14 protein-coding genes are annotated in these 15,291 nt (G+C 65.6%); 9 read left to right on the top strand and 5 right to left on the bottom strand.

The annotated features are described in order from the left end of the window. The first annotated feature begins 114 nt into the window (after positions 1-114). From rpsA to cysM, 8 genes are all read left to right on the top strand, one after another. Complete coding sequence (gene rpsA / locus ISF28_RS17045; RefSeq protein ID WP_198118369.1) at positions 115-1,821, top strand: 30S ribosomal protein S1; 1,707 nt, start codon at positions 115-117, stop codon at positions 1,819-1,821. Between the two features lie 32 nt (positions 1,822-1,853). Further along, a complete protein-coding gene (locus ISF28_RS17040; protein WP_056450593.1) occupies positions 1,854-2,159 on the top strand; it encodes an integration host factor subunit beta in 306 nt (101 codons plus the stop codon). A 461-nt stretch (positions 2,160-2,620) separates the two neighbouring features. After that, positions 2,621-2,926, top strand: a complete 306-nt coding sequence (locus tag ISF28_RS17035) for a LapA family protein (RefSeq protein WP_198118368.1) — start codon at positions 2,621-2,623, stop codon at positions 2,924-2,926. A gap of 60 nt (positions 2,927-2,986) precedes the next feature. Beyond that, positions 2,987-4,162, top strand: coding sequence for a lipopolysaccharide assembly protein LapB (gene lapB / locus ISF28_RS17030; protein ID WP_198118367.1), 1,176 nt, complete (start codon positions 2,987-2,989; stop codon positions 4,160-4,162). A gap of 13 nt (positions 4,163-4,175) precedes the next feature. After that, entirely contained in the window at positions 4,176-5,546 is a 1,371-nt protein-coding gene (locus ISF28_RS17025; RefSeq protein ID WP_198118366.1) for a UDP-glucose dehydrogenase family protein, read from the top strand. Positions 5,547-5,553: 7 nt separating this feature from the next. Beyond that, a complete protein-coding gene (gene rfaE1, locus ISF28_RS17020; protein WP_198118365.1) occupies positions 5,554-6,555 on the top strand; it encodes a D-glycero-beta-D-manno-heptose-7-phosphate kinase in 1,002 nt (333 codons plus the stop codon). A 108-nt stretch (positions 6,556-6,663) separates the two neighbouring features. Beyond that, positions 6,664-7,047, top strand: a complete 384-nt coding sequence (locus tag ISF28_RS17015; RefSeq protein ID WP_198118364.1) for a ComEA family DNA-binding protein — start codon at positions 6,664-6,666, stop codon at positions 7,045-7,047. A gap of 159 nt (positions 7,048-7,206) precedes the next feature. Next, complete coding sequence (cysM, locus tag ISF28_RS17010) at positions 7,207-8,109, top strand: cysteine synthase CysM (protein WP_198118363.1); 903 nt, start codon at positions 7,207-7,209, stop codon at positions 8,107-8,109. Between the two features lie 161 nt (positions 8,110-8,270). Here cysM and ISF28_RS17005 read toward each other — a convergent pair whose 3' ends face one another. The 5 genes from ISF28_RS17005 to ISF28_RS16985 all read right to left on the bottom strand — a co-directional run bounded on the left by ISF28_RS17005 (position 8,271) and on the right by ISF28_RS16985 (position 14,148). After that, positions 8,271-8,612, bottom strand: coding sequence for a hypothetical protein (locus ISF28_RS17005; RefSeq protein WP_198118362.1), 342 nt, complete (start codon positions 8,610-8,612; stop codon positions 8,271-8,273). A 446-nt stretch (positions 8,613-9,058) separates the two neighbouring features. Continuing rightward, entirely contained in the window at positions 9,059-10,198 is a 1,140-nt protein-coding gene (mltB, locus tag ISF28_RS17000) for a lytic murein transglycosylase B (RefSeq protein WP_198118361.1), read from the bottom strand. Continuing rightward, positions 10,195-12,201, bottom strand: a complete 2,007-nt coding sequence (locus ISF28_RS16995; RefSeq protein ID WP_198118360.1) for a transglutaminase TgpA family protein — start codon at positions 12,199-12,201, stop codon at positions 10,195-10,197. The genes mltB and ISF28_RS16995 overlap by 4 nt, the downstream gene beginning before the upstream one ends. Beyond that, on the bottom strand, positions 12,198-13,205 hold the full coding sequence (locus ISF28_RS16990) for a DUF58 domain-containing protein (RefSeq protein ID WP_198118359.1): 1,008 nt from the start codon (positions 13,203-13,205) through the stop codon (positions 12,198-12,200). The genes ISF28_RS16995 and ISF28_RS16990 overlap by 4 nt, the downstream gene beginning before the upstream one ends. A 22-nt stretch (positions 13,206-13,227) precedes the next feature. Then, positions 13,228-14,148: an AAA family ATPase gene (locus tag ISF28_RS16985; RefSeq protein WP_198118358.1), complete on the bottom strand. Its 921-nt coding sequence runs from the start codon at positions 14,146-14,148 to the stop codon at positions 13,228-13,230. 159 nt (positions 14,149-14,307) lie between these two features. Here ISF28_RS16985 and ISF28_RS16980 point away from each other — a divergent pair, with 159 nt between their 5' ends. Then, positions 14,308-15,240: a histone deacetylase family protein gene (locus ISF28_RS16980; protein ID WP_198118357.1), complete on the top strand. Its 933-nt coding sequence runs from the start codon at positions 14,308-14,310 to the stop codon at positions 15,238-15,240. The last annotated feature ends 51 nt before the right edge of the window (positions 15,241-15,291 follow it).

Raw genomic sequence — 15,291 nt, 5'->3', positions numbered from 1 at the left:
GGCGCCGTGCGAGCGGCGTTTTTTGGTGCCCGGGGCGTGTTGCCGCGGGTGTGGTTCAACTTGACCCAGTTCAGATCGCATATGGCCGGTCTGCTGGCTAACATCTCAAAACTTATGGCTACTGCAGCAAATCAAGATACCGGTATGGAAAGCTTCGCAGCACTCTTCGAAGAGTCGCTGGCCCGTCAAGACATGCGTTCGGGCGAAGTCATCTCCGCCGAAGTCGTGCGCCTGGATCACAACTTCGTGATCGTCAACGCCGGCCTGAAGTCGGAAGCTTTCATCCCCATCGAAGAATTCAAGAATGACCAGGGCGAACTGGAAGTCAACGTGGGTGACTTCGTTTCCGTGGCCATCGAATCGCTGGAAAACGGTTTCGGCGATACCATCCTGTCGCGCGACAAGGCCAAGCGCCTGGCATCGTGGCTGGCTCTGGAAAAAGCAATGGAATCGGGCGAGATCGTCACCGGTACCGTGAACGGCAAAGTGAAGGGCGGCCTGACCGTCCTGACCAACGGCATCCGCGCATTCCTGCCGGGTTCGCTGGTCGACACCCGTCCGGTCAAGGACACGACCCCGTTCGAAGGCAAGACCCTGGAATTCAAGGTCATCAAGCTGGACCGCAAGCGTAACAACGTCGTGCTGTCGCGTCGCGCCGTCATCGAAGCATCGATGGGCGAAGAGCGTGCGAAGCTGATGGAAACGCTGAAGGAAGGCACCGTCGTCACCGGCGTCGTCAAGAACATCACCGACTACGGTGCGTTCGTCGACCTGGGCGGCATCGACGGCCTGCTGCACATCACCGACCTGGCATGGCGTCGTGTGCGTCACCCGTCGGAAGTGCTGTCGGTTGGCCAAGAGATCACCGCCAAGGTCCTCAAGTACGATCAGGAAAAGAACCGCGTCTCGCTGGGCGTCAAGCAACTGGGCGACGATCCGTGGACCGGCCTGTCGCGTCGCTACCCGCAAGGCACCCGCCTGTTCGGCAAGGTCACGAACCTGACCGACTACGGTGCGTTCGTGGAAGTCGAGCAGGGCATCGAAGGCCTGGTGCACGTGTCCGAGATGGACTGGACCAACAAGAACGTGGCTCCGAACAAGGTTGTCCAGCTGGGCGACGAAGTCGAAGTCATGGTCCTGGAAATCGACGAAGAGCGTCGTCGTATCTCGCTGGGCATGAAGCAGTGCAAGGCGAATCCGTGGGACGACTTCGGCATGACCCACAAGAAGGGCGACAAGGTCAAGGGCCTGATCAAGTCGATCACCGACTTCGGCGTGTTCATCGGCCTGCCGGGCAACATCGACGGCCTGGTGCACCTGTCCGACCTGTCGTGGACGGAAGCCGGCGAAGAAGCCGTGCGCAAGTTCAAGAAGGGCGACGAACTGGAAGCCGTCGTGCTGGCGATCGACGTCGAGCGCGAGCGTGTCTCGCTGGGCGTCAAGCAGCTGGAAGGCGACCCGTTCAACAACTTCGCTTCGCTGAACGACAAGGGCACCCTGGTCACCGGCACCGTGAAGTCGGTCGAGCCGAAAGGCGCCGTGATCCAGCTGAACGACGAAGTCGAAGGCTACCTGCGCGCTTCGGAAATCTCGCGCGACCGCGTGGAAGATGCCGGCACCCACCTGAAAGTGGGCGACAAGGTCGAGGCCCTGGTCATCAACATCGACCGCAAGGCACGCAGCATCCAGCTGTCGATCAAGGCCAAGGACAACGCCGACACCCAGGAAGCCATGCAGAAGCTGGCTTCGGACAACAGCGCAGCAACCGGCACCACGTCGCTGGGCGCGTTGCTGAAGGCCAAGTTCGATAATAAGAACTGAGTAAAGGCTAATCCTTTTCGGAAGCTAAGCAGATGACCAAGTCCGAGCTGATCAACCGCCTGGCCGAGCGTTATTCTCAGCTGGTGGCAAAAGACGCCGAGTTTGCCGTCAAGACCATCCTCGATGCGATGACCGGCGCGCTCGCGAGCGGCCAGCGCATCGAGATCCGCGGTTTCGGCAGCTTTGCCCTGAACAGCCGGCCGCCCCGCATCGGCCGCAACCCGAAGTCCGGCGACAAGGTGATGGTGCCCGAAAAACGGGTGCCCCACTTCAAACCGGGCAAGCAGTTGCGCGAACGGGTCGACGCGATGGTGGGGCAACCGATCATCGAAGACTGATTCGTCTGCGACAGACTCACGAAACGGCGTCCGCAAGGACGCCGTTTTTTTTCGTAAATTCGAAATTCGGGGTCAGAGCATAAATTCGGGGTCAAAGCATAAATTCGGGGTCAGAGCATAAATTCGGGGTCAAAGCAAATTTCGGATCAATTGGCCGGGCGCAGCAACAACCCGGTTTCATGCGATGTTGACCGTTCGACGCGGGCCGGTCCGCATCGGCCAGTGCGAAAACTTGCTTTAAAGCTCATGCGCGAAAAAGTGCTCTGACCCCGAATTCACGACCTAATGTGCTCTGACCCCGAATTTTGAAGATGTAACGGGGCGTTGCTTGGCTGATGCCGGTCGGGCAACCCACGTATAATCACGCCGCATGGGCACAACGGCCGGGGTGGCCGTCCTAGGAATATCGTTTCAAATATGCGACACTGCGCCTTTGCCGTCTTACCACTCGGGACCTGCTGATGAAACTCGTCTCCACCATCGTCGGATGTCTGCTGTTCGTCCTGTTCTTCAGCTTCGCCCTGAAGAACACGCACCAGGTCGACCTGCATTTCTTCCTGAACTACGAGGTGCGGGGGCCGCTGGTGTTGATGCTGCTGGCGTTTTTCGTCGCCGGCGCCTTCCTCGGCATCCTGGCCGTGACGCCGACCGTGTTCCGGCACCGGCGCGAAAGCTCGCAGCACAAGCACACGATCCAGGCCCTGCAAAGCGCGGCCGGCACCGCCGCCAGCGCGCCGCCGCCGGATGGCGTCACGCCGCGCGGCTGACGGCGCCCGGCTGACGTAGCCCGGCTGAACGTAATACAAGATCATCAATAAGAACAACATATGGAATTTGAAATCTGGTGGCTGCTCGGCATCCCCGTCTTTTTTGCCCTCGGGTGGATCGCCGCCCGCGTCGACATCAAGCAACTCGTCTCCGAATCGCGCAGCCTCCCGCGCGGCTATTTCAAGGGACTGAATTTCCTCCTCAACGAGCAGCCGGACAAGGCCATCGACGCGTTCATCGAGATCGTCAAGCTCGACCCGGAAACGGCCGACATGCATTTCGCGCTCGGTAACCTGTTCCGCCGCCGCGGCGAGACGGAGCGCGCCATCCGCGTCCACCAGAACCTGCTGTCGCGTCCCGACCTGCCGATCGAGCAGCAAGTGCACGCGCAATACGAATTGGGCATGGACTACCTGAAGGCGGGCCTGTTGGACCGCGCCGAGGAAACCTTCAACCTGCTCGTCGACACGCAGTACGGCGTGCAGGCGCGCCGCGCGCTGCTGGAGATCTTCCAGCGCGAAAAGGAGTGGCGCCGCGCGATCGCCGCCGCCGAAGGCCTGATGGAGTCCGGCGCCGGCGCGTACCACAAGGAGATCGCCCAGTTCTATTGCGAACTGGCGCAGGACGCCCTCGTGCACATGCAGTCGGACGAAGCGAAGGCGCTGCTGGACAAGGCCCTGCAGACCGACCGCAAGAGCGTGCGCGCGACGATGCTGTACGGCGACGCGCTCGTGGCCGAGGGCGATATCGAAGGCGCGCTCAAGACCTGGCGCCGCGTCGAGCAGCAGAGCGTCCCGCACGCGGCACTCGTCGCCACGCGGCTGATGGACGGCTACCGCAAGGTCGGCCGCCCACAGGAAGGGGTGAACCTGCTGCGCTCCTATCTCGAAGAAGCGTCGTCGATTGATCTGATCGAGGTGGTCTTCAAGGCCGTCATTGAACTCAACGGCGTGGAGGCTGCCAAACAGCTGGTGGTGGAAGAGCTGCGCCGCAATCCCACGCTGCTCGGTCTCGACAAACTGCTGGAAGCGCGCCTGATGGACGCGCCCGCGAACGTCTGGGAAGAGCTGTCGATGGTGAAGAACCTGGTGCACGGATACACGCAAAAGCTCGCGCGTTACCAGTGCAGCCATTGTGGTTTCAAGGCGCGCCAGTATTACTGGCAATGCCCGGGGTGCAGCAAGTGGGAGACTTATCCGCCGCGCCGCACCGAAGAACTGAACGTGATGAACTAAGCTAAAGCGAACCATGAAGATTACGATTATCGGCACCGGCTACGTCGGCCTCGTGACCGGCGCCTGCCTGGCGGAACTCGGCAACGACGTCTTTTGCCTCGACGTCGACCAACGCAAGATCGACCTGCTGAACAACGGCGGCATTCCCATCCACGAGCCGGGCCTGGAAGAAGTCGTCGCGCGCAACCGCGCGGCCGGCCGCCTGCAGTTCTCGACCGACGTCGCCGCCAGCGTCGCGCATGGCCAGCTGCAGTTCATCGCCGTCGGCACCCCGCCGGACGAAGACGGTTCCGCCGACCTGCAGTACGTGCTGGCCGCCGCCCGCAACATCGGCCGCCACATGGACGGCTACAAGGTCATCGTCGACAAGTCCACGGTGCCCGTCGGCACGGCCGACCGCGTCGCCGCGGCCTTGCGCGAGGAACTGCGCGCGCGCGGCGAGGAAAGCATGGAATTCGCCGTCGTGTCGAACCCGGAATTCCTGAAGGAAGGCGCCGCCGTCGAGGACTTCATGCGTCCGGATCGCATCGTCATCGGCCACGACGACAGCCCCGCGGGCCAGCGCGCGCGCGACCTCATGAAGCTCCTGTACGCGCCGTTCAACCGCAACCACGAGCGCGTCTACTGGATGGACGTGCGCTCGGCCGAGTTCACGAAGTACGCGGCGAACGCGATGCTGGCGACCCGCATCTCGTTCATGAACGAACTGGCGAACCTGGCCGACCAGGTGGGCGCCGACATCGAAGCCGTCCGCCACGGCATCGGCTCCGACCCGCGCATCGGCCACAGCTTCCTGTACGCCGGCGCCGGCTACGGCGGCTCGTGCTTCCCGAAAGATGTGCAGGCGCTGGAGCGCACCGCGCGCCAGTACGACCAGGAACTCCTCATCCTGCGCGCCGTGGAAGCCGTCAACGACCGCCAGAAGCAGGTGCTGGGCCGCAAGGTCGTGCAGCGCTTCGGCGCGGACCTGACGGGCATGAAATTCGCCGTCTGGGGCCTCGCGTTCAAGCCGAACACGGACGACATGCGCGAAGCGCCGTCGCGCGTGCTGATCCAGGAACTGATCGAGCGGGGTGCCACCGTGGCCGTGCACGATCCCGTCGCGATGGACGAGGCGAAGCGCGTGCTCGCGCTGGACCTGGGCGAAGCCCAACTGGCCCGCGTCGACTTCAAGACCGCGCCGATGGACACGCTGACCGGCGCCGAAGCGCTGGTGATCGTTACCGAATGGAAGGCGTTCCGCAGCCCCGACTTCGAACAGATCAAGGCGCGCCTGAAGCAGCCCGTGATCATCGACGGCCGCAACCTGTTCGAGCCGCCGCTGATGACGGGCCTGGGCATCGAATACCACGGCATCGGCCGCTCCGTCCTGACAGGCAAGTGAGGCGCGCATGACCGGTACGATTCCCAGCCGCCTGCTGCCGACCGACAGCTACCGCCAGGCCGAGGCGCCGCAACTGGAAGCCGTGCGCCTGCTCGTCGTGGGCGACGTCATGCTCGACCGCTACTGGTTCGGCGACGTCTCGCGCATTTCGCCGGAAGCGCCGGTGCCCGTCGTGCGCATCGAGCGCCGCGAGGAGCGCCTGGGCGGCGCCGCCAACGTCGCGCGCAACGCGGCGGCCCTGGGCACGCATTGCGGCCTGCTGGGCGTCGTCGGCGCCGACGAGGCGGGCGACCACGTCGAACGCATCCTGCGCGAATCGAGCATCCACAGCTACCTGAAGCGCGACGCGGCGATCTCCACGATCATCAAGCTGCGCGTGATCGGCCGCCAGCAGCAAATGGTGCGCATCGACTTCGAGGACGCGCCGACGGAAACGGTCCTGCGCGACAAGCTCACGCAATACAAGGCGCTGCTGCCGGACTACGACGTGATCGTCCTGTCCGACTACAACAAGGGCAGCCTGGTCGACGTGGCGGAAATGATCCGCGCCGCGCGCGCGGCCGGCAAGACCGTCATGGTCGACCCGAAGGGCGACGATTTCACGCCGTACGCGGGCGCCACGATGCTCACGCCGAACAAGTCGGAACTCAAGCGCATCGTCGGCAGCTGGAAGACGGAAGAGCAGTTGACGGAAAAGGCCCAGAAGCTGCGCGCGGACCTGGGCCTGGAAGCGCTGCTGCTGACGCGCTCGGAAGAGGGCATGAGCCTGTACACGGCGGACGAGGTCCTGCACGTCCACGCGGACGCGCGCGAAGTGTTCGACGTTTCCGGCGCCGGCGACACCGTCATCGCGACGATGGCCGCCATGCTGGGGGCCGGCGTCTCGCTGCCGGAAGCGCTGGCGACGGCGAACCGGGCGGGCGGCATCGTCGTCGGCAAGCTGGGCACGGCGACCGTCACCCGCGACGAATTGTTCGCGCAGCGGCGCAAGGATGACGGCCACGCGTGATTGAGACGACGCAAATCGCGCCGTCAACCCATCTCGACCGCTATCCGTTATGGCTACAGGCGGCCACTTCCGGCCGCTATCCAAGCCAATGAACATGGAGAAAACGAGATGATCAAGAAGCTGATGCTTGCAGTCGCCACGCTGGTGGCGTCGATGGGCTTTGCGTTCGCCCAGGTGGACGTCAACAAGGCCGACGCCGCCGCGCTGGATTCGGTCAAGGGCGTTGGCCCGGCCATGTCGAAGGCAATCATCGACGCGCGTACCAAGGCGGGTCCGTTCAAGGACTGGAGCGACTTCCAGAAGCGCGTGAAAGGCGTCGCCGACAAGCGCGCCGCCCAGCTGTCGAAGGCCGGCCTGCAGGTCAACGGGCAGTCGAAGGACGGCGCGCCGATGGCCGCCGCGCCGACCGGGAAGGCCGAGAAAATGGCCAAGCCGGCGAAGGCCAGCGCCAAGCCGGACGCCAAGCACGACGCCGCCAAATCGGCCACCTGATGACCTGATGGCCTGACGGACCGTGCGCCACCCCGAACCCCGCCGCAAGCGGGGTTTTTGTTTGGTGGGACGGTCGATTCGCGGCCGGCCTGACCCCGCCCGCACGCGGTGCGCCAACTCGGATTAGAATGGCACTTTCGCGTTCGCAAAGAGTAGGCAATGGCATACAAGACCATCGAAGACACGATCGGCAATACACCGCTGGTGCAGCTGGTGCGCATCCCCGGGCCGGAAGCGGCGGCCCGCAACAACATCATCCTCGGCAAGCTCGAAGGCAACAACCCGGCGGGTTCCGTGAAGGACCGGGCGGCGATGTCGATGCTGCGCGGGGCCGAGGCGCGCGGCCAGATCAAGCCCGGCGACACGCTGATCGAGGCGACGAGCGGCAACACGGGCATCGCGCTGTCGATGGCGGCCGCGATCCGCGGCTACAAGATGGTGCTGGTCATGCCGGACAACCTGTCGGTCGAGCGCCGCCAGAGCATGGCCGCGTACGGCGCCCGGATCATCCTGACGCCGAAGACGGGCGGCATGGAATACGCGCGCGACCTGGCCGAGCAGATGCAGCGGGACGGCCAGGGCATCATCCTCGACCAGTTCGGCAACCAGGACAATCCGCGCGCCCACTACGAGACCACGGGCCCGGAAATCTGGCGCGATACGGACGGCCGCGTCACCCACTTCGTGAGTGCGATGGGCACCACGGGCACGATCATGGGCGTGTCGCGCTATCTCAAGGAACAGAACGAAGGCGTCCGCATCATCGGCGCCCAGCCGGAAGACGGCTCGTCGATTCCGGGCATCCGCAAATGGCCGGAAGCGTACATGCCGAAGATCTTCGACAAGGCGCGCATCGACCAGGTCGAGAGCGTGTCGCAGGCGGCGGCCGAACAGATGGCGCGCCGGCTGGCGGCCGAAGAGGGTATTTTCTGCGGTATTTCCGCGGCCGGCGCCTGCGAAATCGCCTTGCGCATTTCGCAGACGGTCGAGAATGCGACGATCGTGTTCATCGTCTGCGACCGCGGTGATCGTTATTTGTCGACGGGTGTGTTTCCCGCCTGATTTCATTTCTTATATTGCCCGGCGCGGGGTTTCGGCGCTGGGTCTCCCATCCCGCGAATGACGCGGAGGGCATCCCTGTCCCGGCTGTCCGATGTCTCGGCAGGCCGGCTATTGGACGGTGCGGCGGCGTCCTTGGCCGCCGTCCGGTCCGGTGCATCGCATCATTGCTCGGCGCCCGTGCCTGCGTCCTTGTCCTTCGGCTTGAACTGCTTGTCGCTGATGCGGAACTTGGCGCGGCGGTCGCCCATCAGGTAGCGCAGGTCGCGGATCGACAGGTCCGAGACTTCGTGCATGCGGATCAGCAGCGAAGCGCCGACGGGCAGGCGATGGTGGCGGATTTTCGAGATCACCGGCGGCGCGACTTCCAGGGCGCGCGACAGCGCTGCGTCGTTTTTCAGGCGCAGGTTCTCGATCAGCGTGTCGAGCAGGCGATTGGGGTTGTATTGCAGCAGTTCGTCGTTTTCCGAATCGCTGTTCATATCGATACCGACTTGGTTCGTCATGATGTCACTATTCCTATGAGGGGTTTGTCAGAGCTCGCGGCAAACTTCCAGGTCCTTAAGGATATGAAAGTTTCTACTAAATTATACAACTAATTTCTAATTTAGTACTCAAGAGCAATAAAGATCAGTGGCTGTCATTGAGTTCGTTGTCCCATCGCAACAATAGCCGCAATGCAATTCTCTCACAAACTCACCAAGAACATAATTGTTTTTTACTTAAAATTAAGTGTAAAGCAATTAACGATGCGCCGCCGCACGCTTCGGAATTGAGTGGTGGAATGACAACTTGAGAGGGGGTATCGGTGAATACCGCAGTTTCCTAGGAGAACTGTCTGGTGGAAACTGCGGTACTCCGGGGGAGTATGATGTTGTCACGACTGCATGAACTCAGCAGTATTTATGACAATGGTGTTACAAATTGATACAAAGTCGTTGGTTCAAAGCACCTAAATGCCCCTTGCCAGACGTACCGCCCGGCCCAGTTCCACCACCGACATGGCATAGAAATAACTGCGATTGTATTTGGTAATAGCAAAAAAATTAGCATTTGCGACCCAATACTCCGTCGGGTCCCCGCCGTTCTGCAAATCGACGAGGCCGTACAGCCGGCCATCCGGCAGCGCGCTGTGGGTCGCGACGCCGGCGCCGTCCAGCTGCGCCGGCTCGTAGCGGGCTTCCAGGCCGCCCAGCAGCGGCTGCCAGGCGAGGCTGGGGGCGACGTCGGCCGGGAAGACGGCAGGGCCCGTGTTCGTGCGATCCCAGCCGTGCTGGACGAGGAAGTTCGCCACGCTGCCGATCGCATCCGCCGCCGAGCCGCGGAGGTCGACGATGCCGTCGCCGTCGAAGTCCACGCCATACTTGAGAATATTGCCCGGCATGAATTGCGGCATGCCGACGGCGCCCGCGAACGAGCCCAGCAGTGAGAACGGGTCGATGTTTTCCTTGCGTGCCAGCAGCAGCGTGTTTTCCAGTTCGCTGCGGAAGAATGCCATGCGGTCCGCGCGGTTGGGCGTTTCCGGGTAGGCGAAGGCGAGCGTCGTCAGCACGTCGACGACGCGGAAGCGCCCCGTGTCGCGTCCATAAATCGTTTCCACGCCGAGGATGCCGACGATGATCTCGGCCGGCACGCCATACGTCGCCTCCGCGCGCGCGAGGGCGTCCGCGTTCTCGTTCCAGAAGCGCAGGCCGGCATTGATGCGGATCGGCTCGATGAAGCGGTCGCTGTAGGCGCGCCAGTTCTTGGGCTTGCCCGGCGGGGCCGGTTTCACGAGCTGGACGGCGGAATCGACGAAGCGCGCGCGCTGGATCACGGCGTCGATCTGCGCGCGGTCGAAACCGTCGCGGGTGACCATATCGTCTTCGAAATCGCGCACGGCTTGCCACTCGTCGAAATTGACGGCTTCGCCGTCGTAGTCGATGGCGGGGCGGACGCGGGCGGCGACTTTCGCGGCCTTGACCTTCTTGCCGGTTTTTTTCGCGGCCTTGGCGGCGGCATGGGAATGGTGCAGCGAGGATGCGGCGGCCGCATCGGCCGCTCCCCCGGCGCCGACGGCCAGGGCAAGCAGCAATGGAACGAAGGATTTCATCGAACTCGGGACAGCAAATCTCTCAGGGTGGCAATGAGGCCGGTGCCCGGACTCTGCGGTCCGTAGCGGTAAGCACTGTAGCGGCGCAGGAATTCCGTCGCGGCCGCGCGTGTGTCGCGGGCCAGGCCGGCGGCGACGTCCTGGGCGGCGATCCGGCCGGCGTACGCGGTCGGCCCTTCGTCCGGCGCACGCGGCAGGCCGAGCTGGCCGAGGCGCTGGCACAGGACCGAGTATAGCGCATCGATGGGGTCCACTTTCCGCCGCTGTGAGAATTTTCTAACCAGGAACAACACGAGACAGAGCATGCCGATCAGCGCCAGGCTTTGCCAATGGGACAATCCTTCTTGCAAACGTTGCATGAGTCGCTGCTGGCGTTGCGGCGTGTAATTCAGCACCCACTGGTTCCAGCCGTTGTTGACGGCGCCGATCGCATAACGGATGCGGCCCAGCAGCGAATTCGGATCGGGCTGCAGCAGCCGGCCCAGGCCTTCGAGCCCGAACGGCGCCGGCGCCGGCAGGGCGCGCGCCAGGCCGTGCTGGACTCTTTCCGGCGCCACGGCGGCCGTCGGGTCGACGCGCACCCAGCCACGGTGCGGCAGCCAGACCTCGGCCCACGCGTGCGCGTCGGACTGGCGCACGGTGAGATAGCCGTCGAGGGGATTCAGGTCGCCGCCCTGGTAGCCCGTGACGACGCGCGCCGGCACGCCGGCCGCGCGCATCAGGAACACGAAGGCGCCCGCGTAGTGCTCGCAAAAGCCGGCGCGGGTGCCGTACAGGAAGTCGTCGACGGCATCCTTCCCCGGCAGCAGCGGCGGCTGCAGCGTGTAGACGAAGCCGCCCTGCGCGAACTCGCGCAGCACGGCCGCCACGCGCCGCGCCGGATCGGGTTCGCTTGCGAGCGCCTGGCCTTCGGCACGCGCCTGCGGATCGACGCCGTAGGGCAGCATCAGCCACCGGCCGTCGACGGGCGTGGCCTCCGGCTGCAGGTTGTAGTGCACGTACGAGACGAGGTCGTAGCGTACGCGTTCCGTGATCGGGGCCAGCGTCCGGAATTCGAGCTCGCCGGACAGCGTCACGTCCTGGCCCGGCACGACGGGCAGCGCGCGCGGCATCTCGAGGGCGAACAGCCAGCGCGTGTTCGACGCCTCCAGCGTGACATGGTAGCCCACCGGCGTGCCGCCCACGGCCAGCGCCAGCGGCTGCGGACGCGCGTGGCGCGCCGGCCGCACGCGGGTCCATACGCGGCCGTCGTAGCTGCCCAGCACGGGGCCGCGCCAGTACAGCTGCGGCTGCGGCGGCGGCGCGCCATCGAATTTCACGCGGAATGCGACGTCTTCCGACTGCGCCAGGTTCGACATCTGGCCGGGCGCCATCGTGTCCGACAGGCCCGTGTGGGCGCCGTGGGCATCGTCCGGCATCCCCCACAGCGGGCCTTCGATGCGCGGGAACAGCACGAACGCCGCGCCCGCCAGCGGCAGCGCCAGACCGAGCACCTTCGCGCCCATCCACACGCGCGTGCGCAGCGGCGGCACAGCCCCCGTCAGCTGGAACGACAGCTGCGTCGCGAGCAGGGCCACGAGCGACGCCAGCATCAGCAGCGCCGTCGGCATCGTCTGCGAATAAAAGAAATTGGTGAGGACGAGGAAGTAGCAGAGGAAGATGACGACGAACAGGTCGCGCCGCGCATGCATTTCCAGCATCTTGAAGGCGACGAGCAGGACGAGCATGGCGACGCCCGCGTCGCGTCCCAGCAAGGTGTGATAGCTGTGCAGCACGCCGAACATCGCCGCCGCCGCGATCGGCACGAGGACGAGGTTCGGCGGCATGCGCCGGCCCATGAGCGTGACGCCCGCGCGCCACGCGAGCGTCGCGCCGCACAGCAGGCTCACCCACAGGGGCAGGTGGGCCGCGTGCGGGCCCAGCACGAGCAGGCTGCTGGCGATCAGAAGCAGGGTGTCCTGCTTGTCGCGTGACAGCGGAGCTTTGAAGCGCGGCGCTCTCACGCGGCCTCTCCCGGCACGCCGTACAGCGCCAGCGCGCGCAGGCAGGCCGCCTGGTGCGCGGCGCCGAGGGCGGCATCGTAGCGCACGCGGCCGAGGCGGAACGCGTAGGGCAGGGCGCGCTGCTCCGCTTCCAGCACCCAGCGGGTCATGCGCGCGAGGCGCAGTTCTTCGTCGAGCCGGGGCGGCAGCGCGTCGAAGTCGAGCACGAGCTCGTCGACCGTGCCGCCTTCGAAATGCTTGGTGACGAGTTGGCCGCCCAGTTCCGGGTCGAGGCGGGCGATCTGGCGCCATGCGAGGTGGCGCAGCGGGTCGCCGGGCTGGTAACTGCGCACGCCCGCGAAATCGTCGCTGCCCGTGCTGCCCGCGCCGTCGGGGCTGGGGCGGCCCAGCATCGGCAGCGGCGGCGCGTCCTGTTCGGGAAACGGATAGACGAGGGCACGGCTGTCCGGCTGCCACCAGCTCCACGCGCGGAACAGGCCGAGCGGGAAGCGGGTGGACAGGCGCACGCGCGGCGGGCGCATCCACCCGCGCGTGCGCGTCGGCGCGCGCAGCACGAGTGTCGTGCTGCCGCCGGCCGTCACGTCGATGGCCTGGCGCGGCTCGGGCACGTGCTCGAAATCGATCCAGACGGCGTAGCGGGCCAGGCGCGTGGAATTCTCGACGCGCAGCTCGAACGGCGCGTCCTCGCCCGCGAACACGTCGGGCGCGCGGCCCGGGCTGAGCACGAGGCCGGCCAGGTTGCGCGTCGTCTGCACCATGTCGACGATGGCGCACGCGCCGGCGACGAACGTCAGGCCGAAGCCGAGGCCGAGGTTGTAGTTGATGGAACCGACCAGCAGCACGAGCAGCAGCCCGCAAAAGCCAAGGCCGGCGCGCGTGGGCAGGATGTACACGCGCCGCTGGCTCAGCAGCACGCTGCCTCCGTCGCGCGCCGTCGTCCGCGCCCGCCACGTGGCGCGCTTGCGATCGAGCCAGCGCTGCGGCCAGCCGCGTGCCTGCGCCATTGTGCCTGCGGCGTCCGGCATGTCAGAGGGGGACCGACTTCTGCAGCTGCAGCACGAGGTCGCGGCTGGCCATCGCCACGCCCTGCGCGGACCGCAGCGGCCGCAGGCGGTGCGCGCACACGGGCACGAGCAGCGCCTGCACGTCTTCCGGGATCACGTGGTCGCGGCCTTCCAGCGCGGCCCACGCGCGCGCCGCCTGCAGCAGGGCCAGCGTGGCCCGCGGCGACAGTCCCTCCGCGAACAGCTTGCCGGAGCGCGACGCCTGCGCGAGCGCCTGCAGGTAGTCGACGAGTTTGTCCGAGGCGTGGATGGCCCGCAGCGAGCGCTGGGCATCCATCAACTCCTCCGGACGCATCACGGGGACGATCGTCTTCAGCATCGCGCGCCGGTCCTCGCCCATCAGCAGGGCGCGTTCGGCGGCGGCGTCCGGATAGCCGAGCGACAAGCACATCAGGAAGCGGTCGAGCTGGGATTCCGGCAGGGGGAACGTGCCGACCTGGTGCGCGGGATTCTGCGTCGCGATCACGAAGAACGGTTCCGGCAGCGCGCGGGTGACGCCGTCGGCCGTGACTTGCCGCTCTTCCATCGCCTCCAGCAGGCCCGATTGCGTTTTCGGCGTGGCGCGGTTGATCTCGTCCGCGAGCAGCACCTGCGTGAAGATGGGGCCCGGGTGGAACACGAAACCGTTCTTTTCGCGCTCGTAGACGGAGATGCCGGCGACGTCGGCCGGCAGCAGGTCGCTGGTGAACTGGACGCGGTTGAACTTGAGGCCCAGCGACAGCGCGAGCGCGTGGGCGAGCGTGGTCTTGCCGACGCCGGGCACGTCGTCGATGAGCAGGTGGCCGCCGGCCAGCAGGCAGGTCAGCGCGAGGCGGACCTGCTGGTCCTTGCCGACCACGATCTGGCTGACCTGGCGTGCGCTCGCGTGCAATTTGTTGAACATGGGTGGCTTCCGGTCGTCGTTCAGGGGCGGCGGGTGGCGCGGGCGTGGTAGATTAGCGCTGTTAGCAATCTTGATATGCCTGCGTCAACATGCCTTCCACCGATTCTATGCGAGAACGGGCGGGCACGCGCTACGGATGAGCATCACGCGACACGAATCATGAGCACAGCCATTTACAGCCACCCGGACTGTTCCCTGCACGAGATGGGCAGCTGGCATCCCGAAGCCCCCGCGCGCCTGCGCGCCATCGAGGACCAGATGATTCTCGCGCGCCTGGACGGCCTCGTCGAGCACGTGAGCGCGCCGCTGGCCGACGAGGCCGACATCCTGCGCAACCACACGCGAGGCGCCCTCGACCTCGTGCGCGACAACCTGCCGGCCGCGGCCGGCGACTACTATCCGCTCGACGGCGACACGCTGCTGTGCAAGGACAGCTACCGCGCCGCCCTGCGCGCCGCCGGCGCCGCCGTGGCCGCGACGGACGCCGTCATCGCCGGCACCGTCGACAACGCCTTCTGCGCCATCCGCCCGCCGGGCCACCACGCGCTGCCGACCACGCCGATGGGCTTCTGCCTGTTCAACAACGTCGCCATCGCCGCGCGCCGCGCGCTCGACGTGCATGGATTGGAACGCGTCGCCATCATCGACTTCGACGTCCACCACGGCAACGGCACGGCGGAGTCGTTCCGCGACGATCCGCGCGTGCTGATGGCCAGCTTCTTCCAGCATCCGTTCTACCCGTACACGGAACCGGAACCGATCACCGCGACGACCGTCAACGTGCCGGTCCCGGCGTACAGCGGGGGCGACGTCGTGCGCAAGCTCGTCGCCGAGCAATGGCTGCCCGCGCTGCACGCGTTCCGCCCGCAGATGCTCTTCATCTCGGCCGGCTTCGACGCCCACAAGGAAGACGACATGGGGAACATGGCGCTCGTCGAGGCGGACTACGCGTGGATCACGCACCAGGTCGCCGACATCGCGCGGCGCTATGCGGGCGGCCGCATCGTCAGCTGCCTCGAAGGCGGCTATGCGCTGTCGGCGCTGGGGCGCAGTGTCGTGGCCCACATCAAGGCGCTCGCGGAACTCGACTGATCGCGCGAACTCGCGCAACGCGGCCGTATCTAATCTCCACGATATGGATGA

The organism is Massilia rhizosphaerae, assembly GCF_016093545.1.
GTDB lineage: Bacteria > Pseudomonadota > Gammaproteobacteria > Burkholderiales > Burkholderiaceae_D > Telluria > Telluria rhizosphaerae.
The sequence above is the reverse complement of the archived record's forward strand: the minus strand, read 5'-3'. Positions and strand labels throughout refer to the sequence as shown.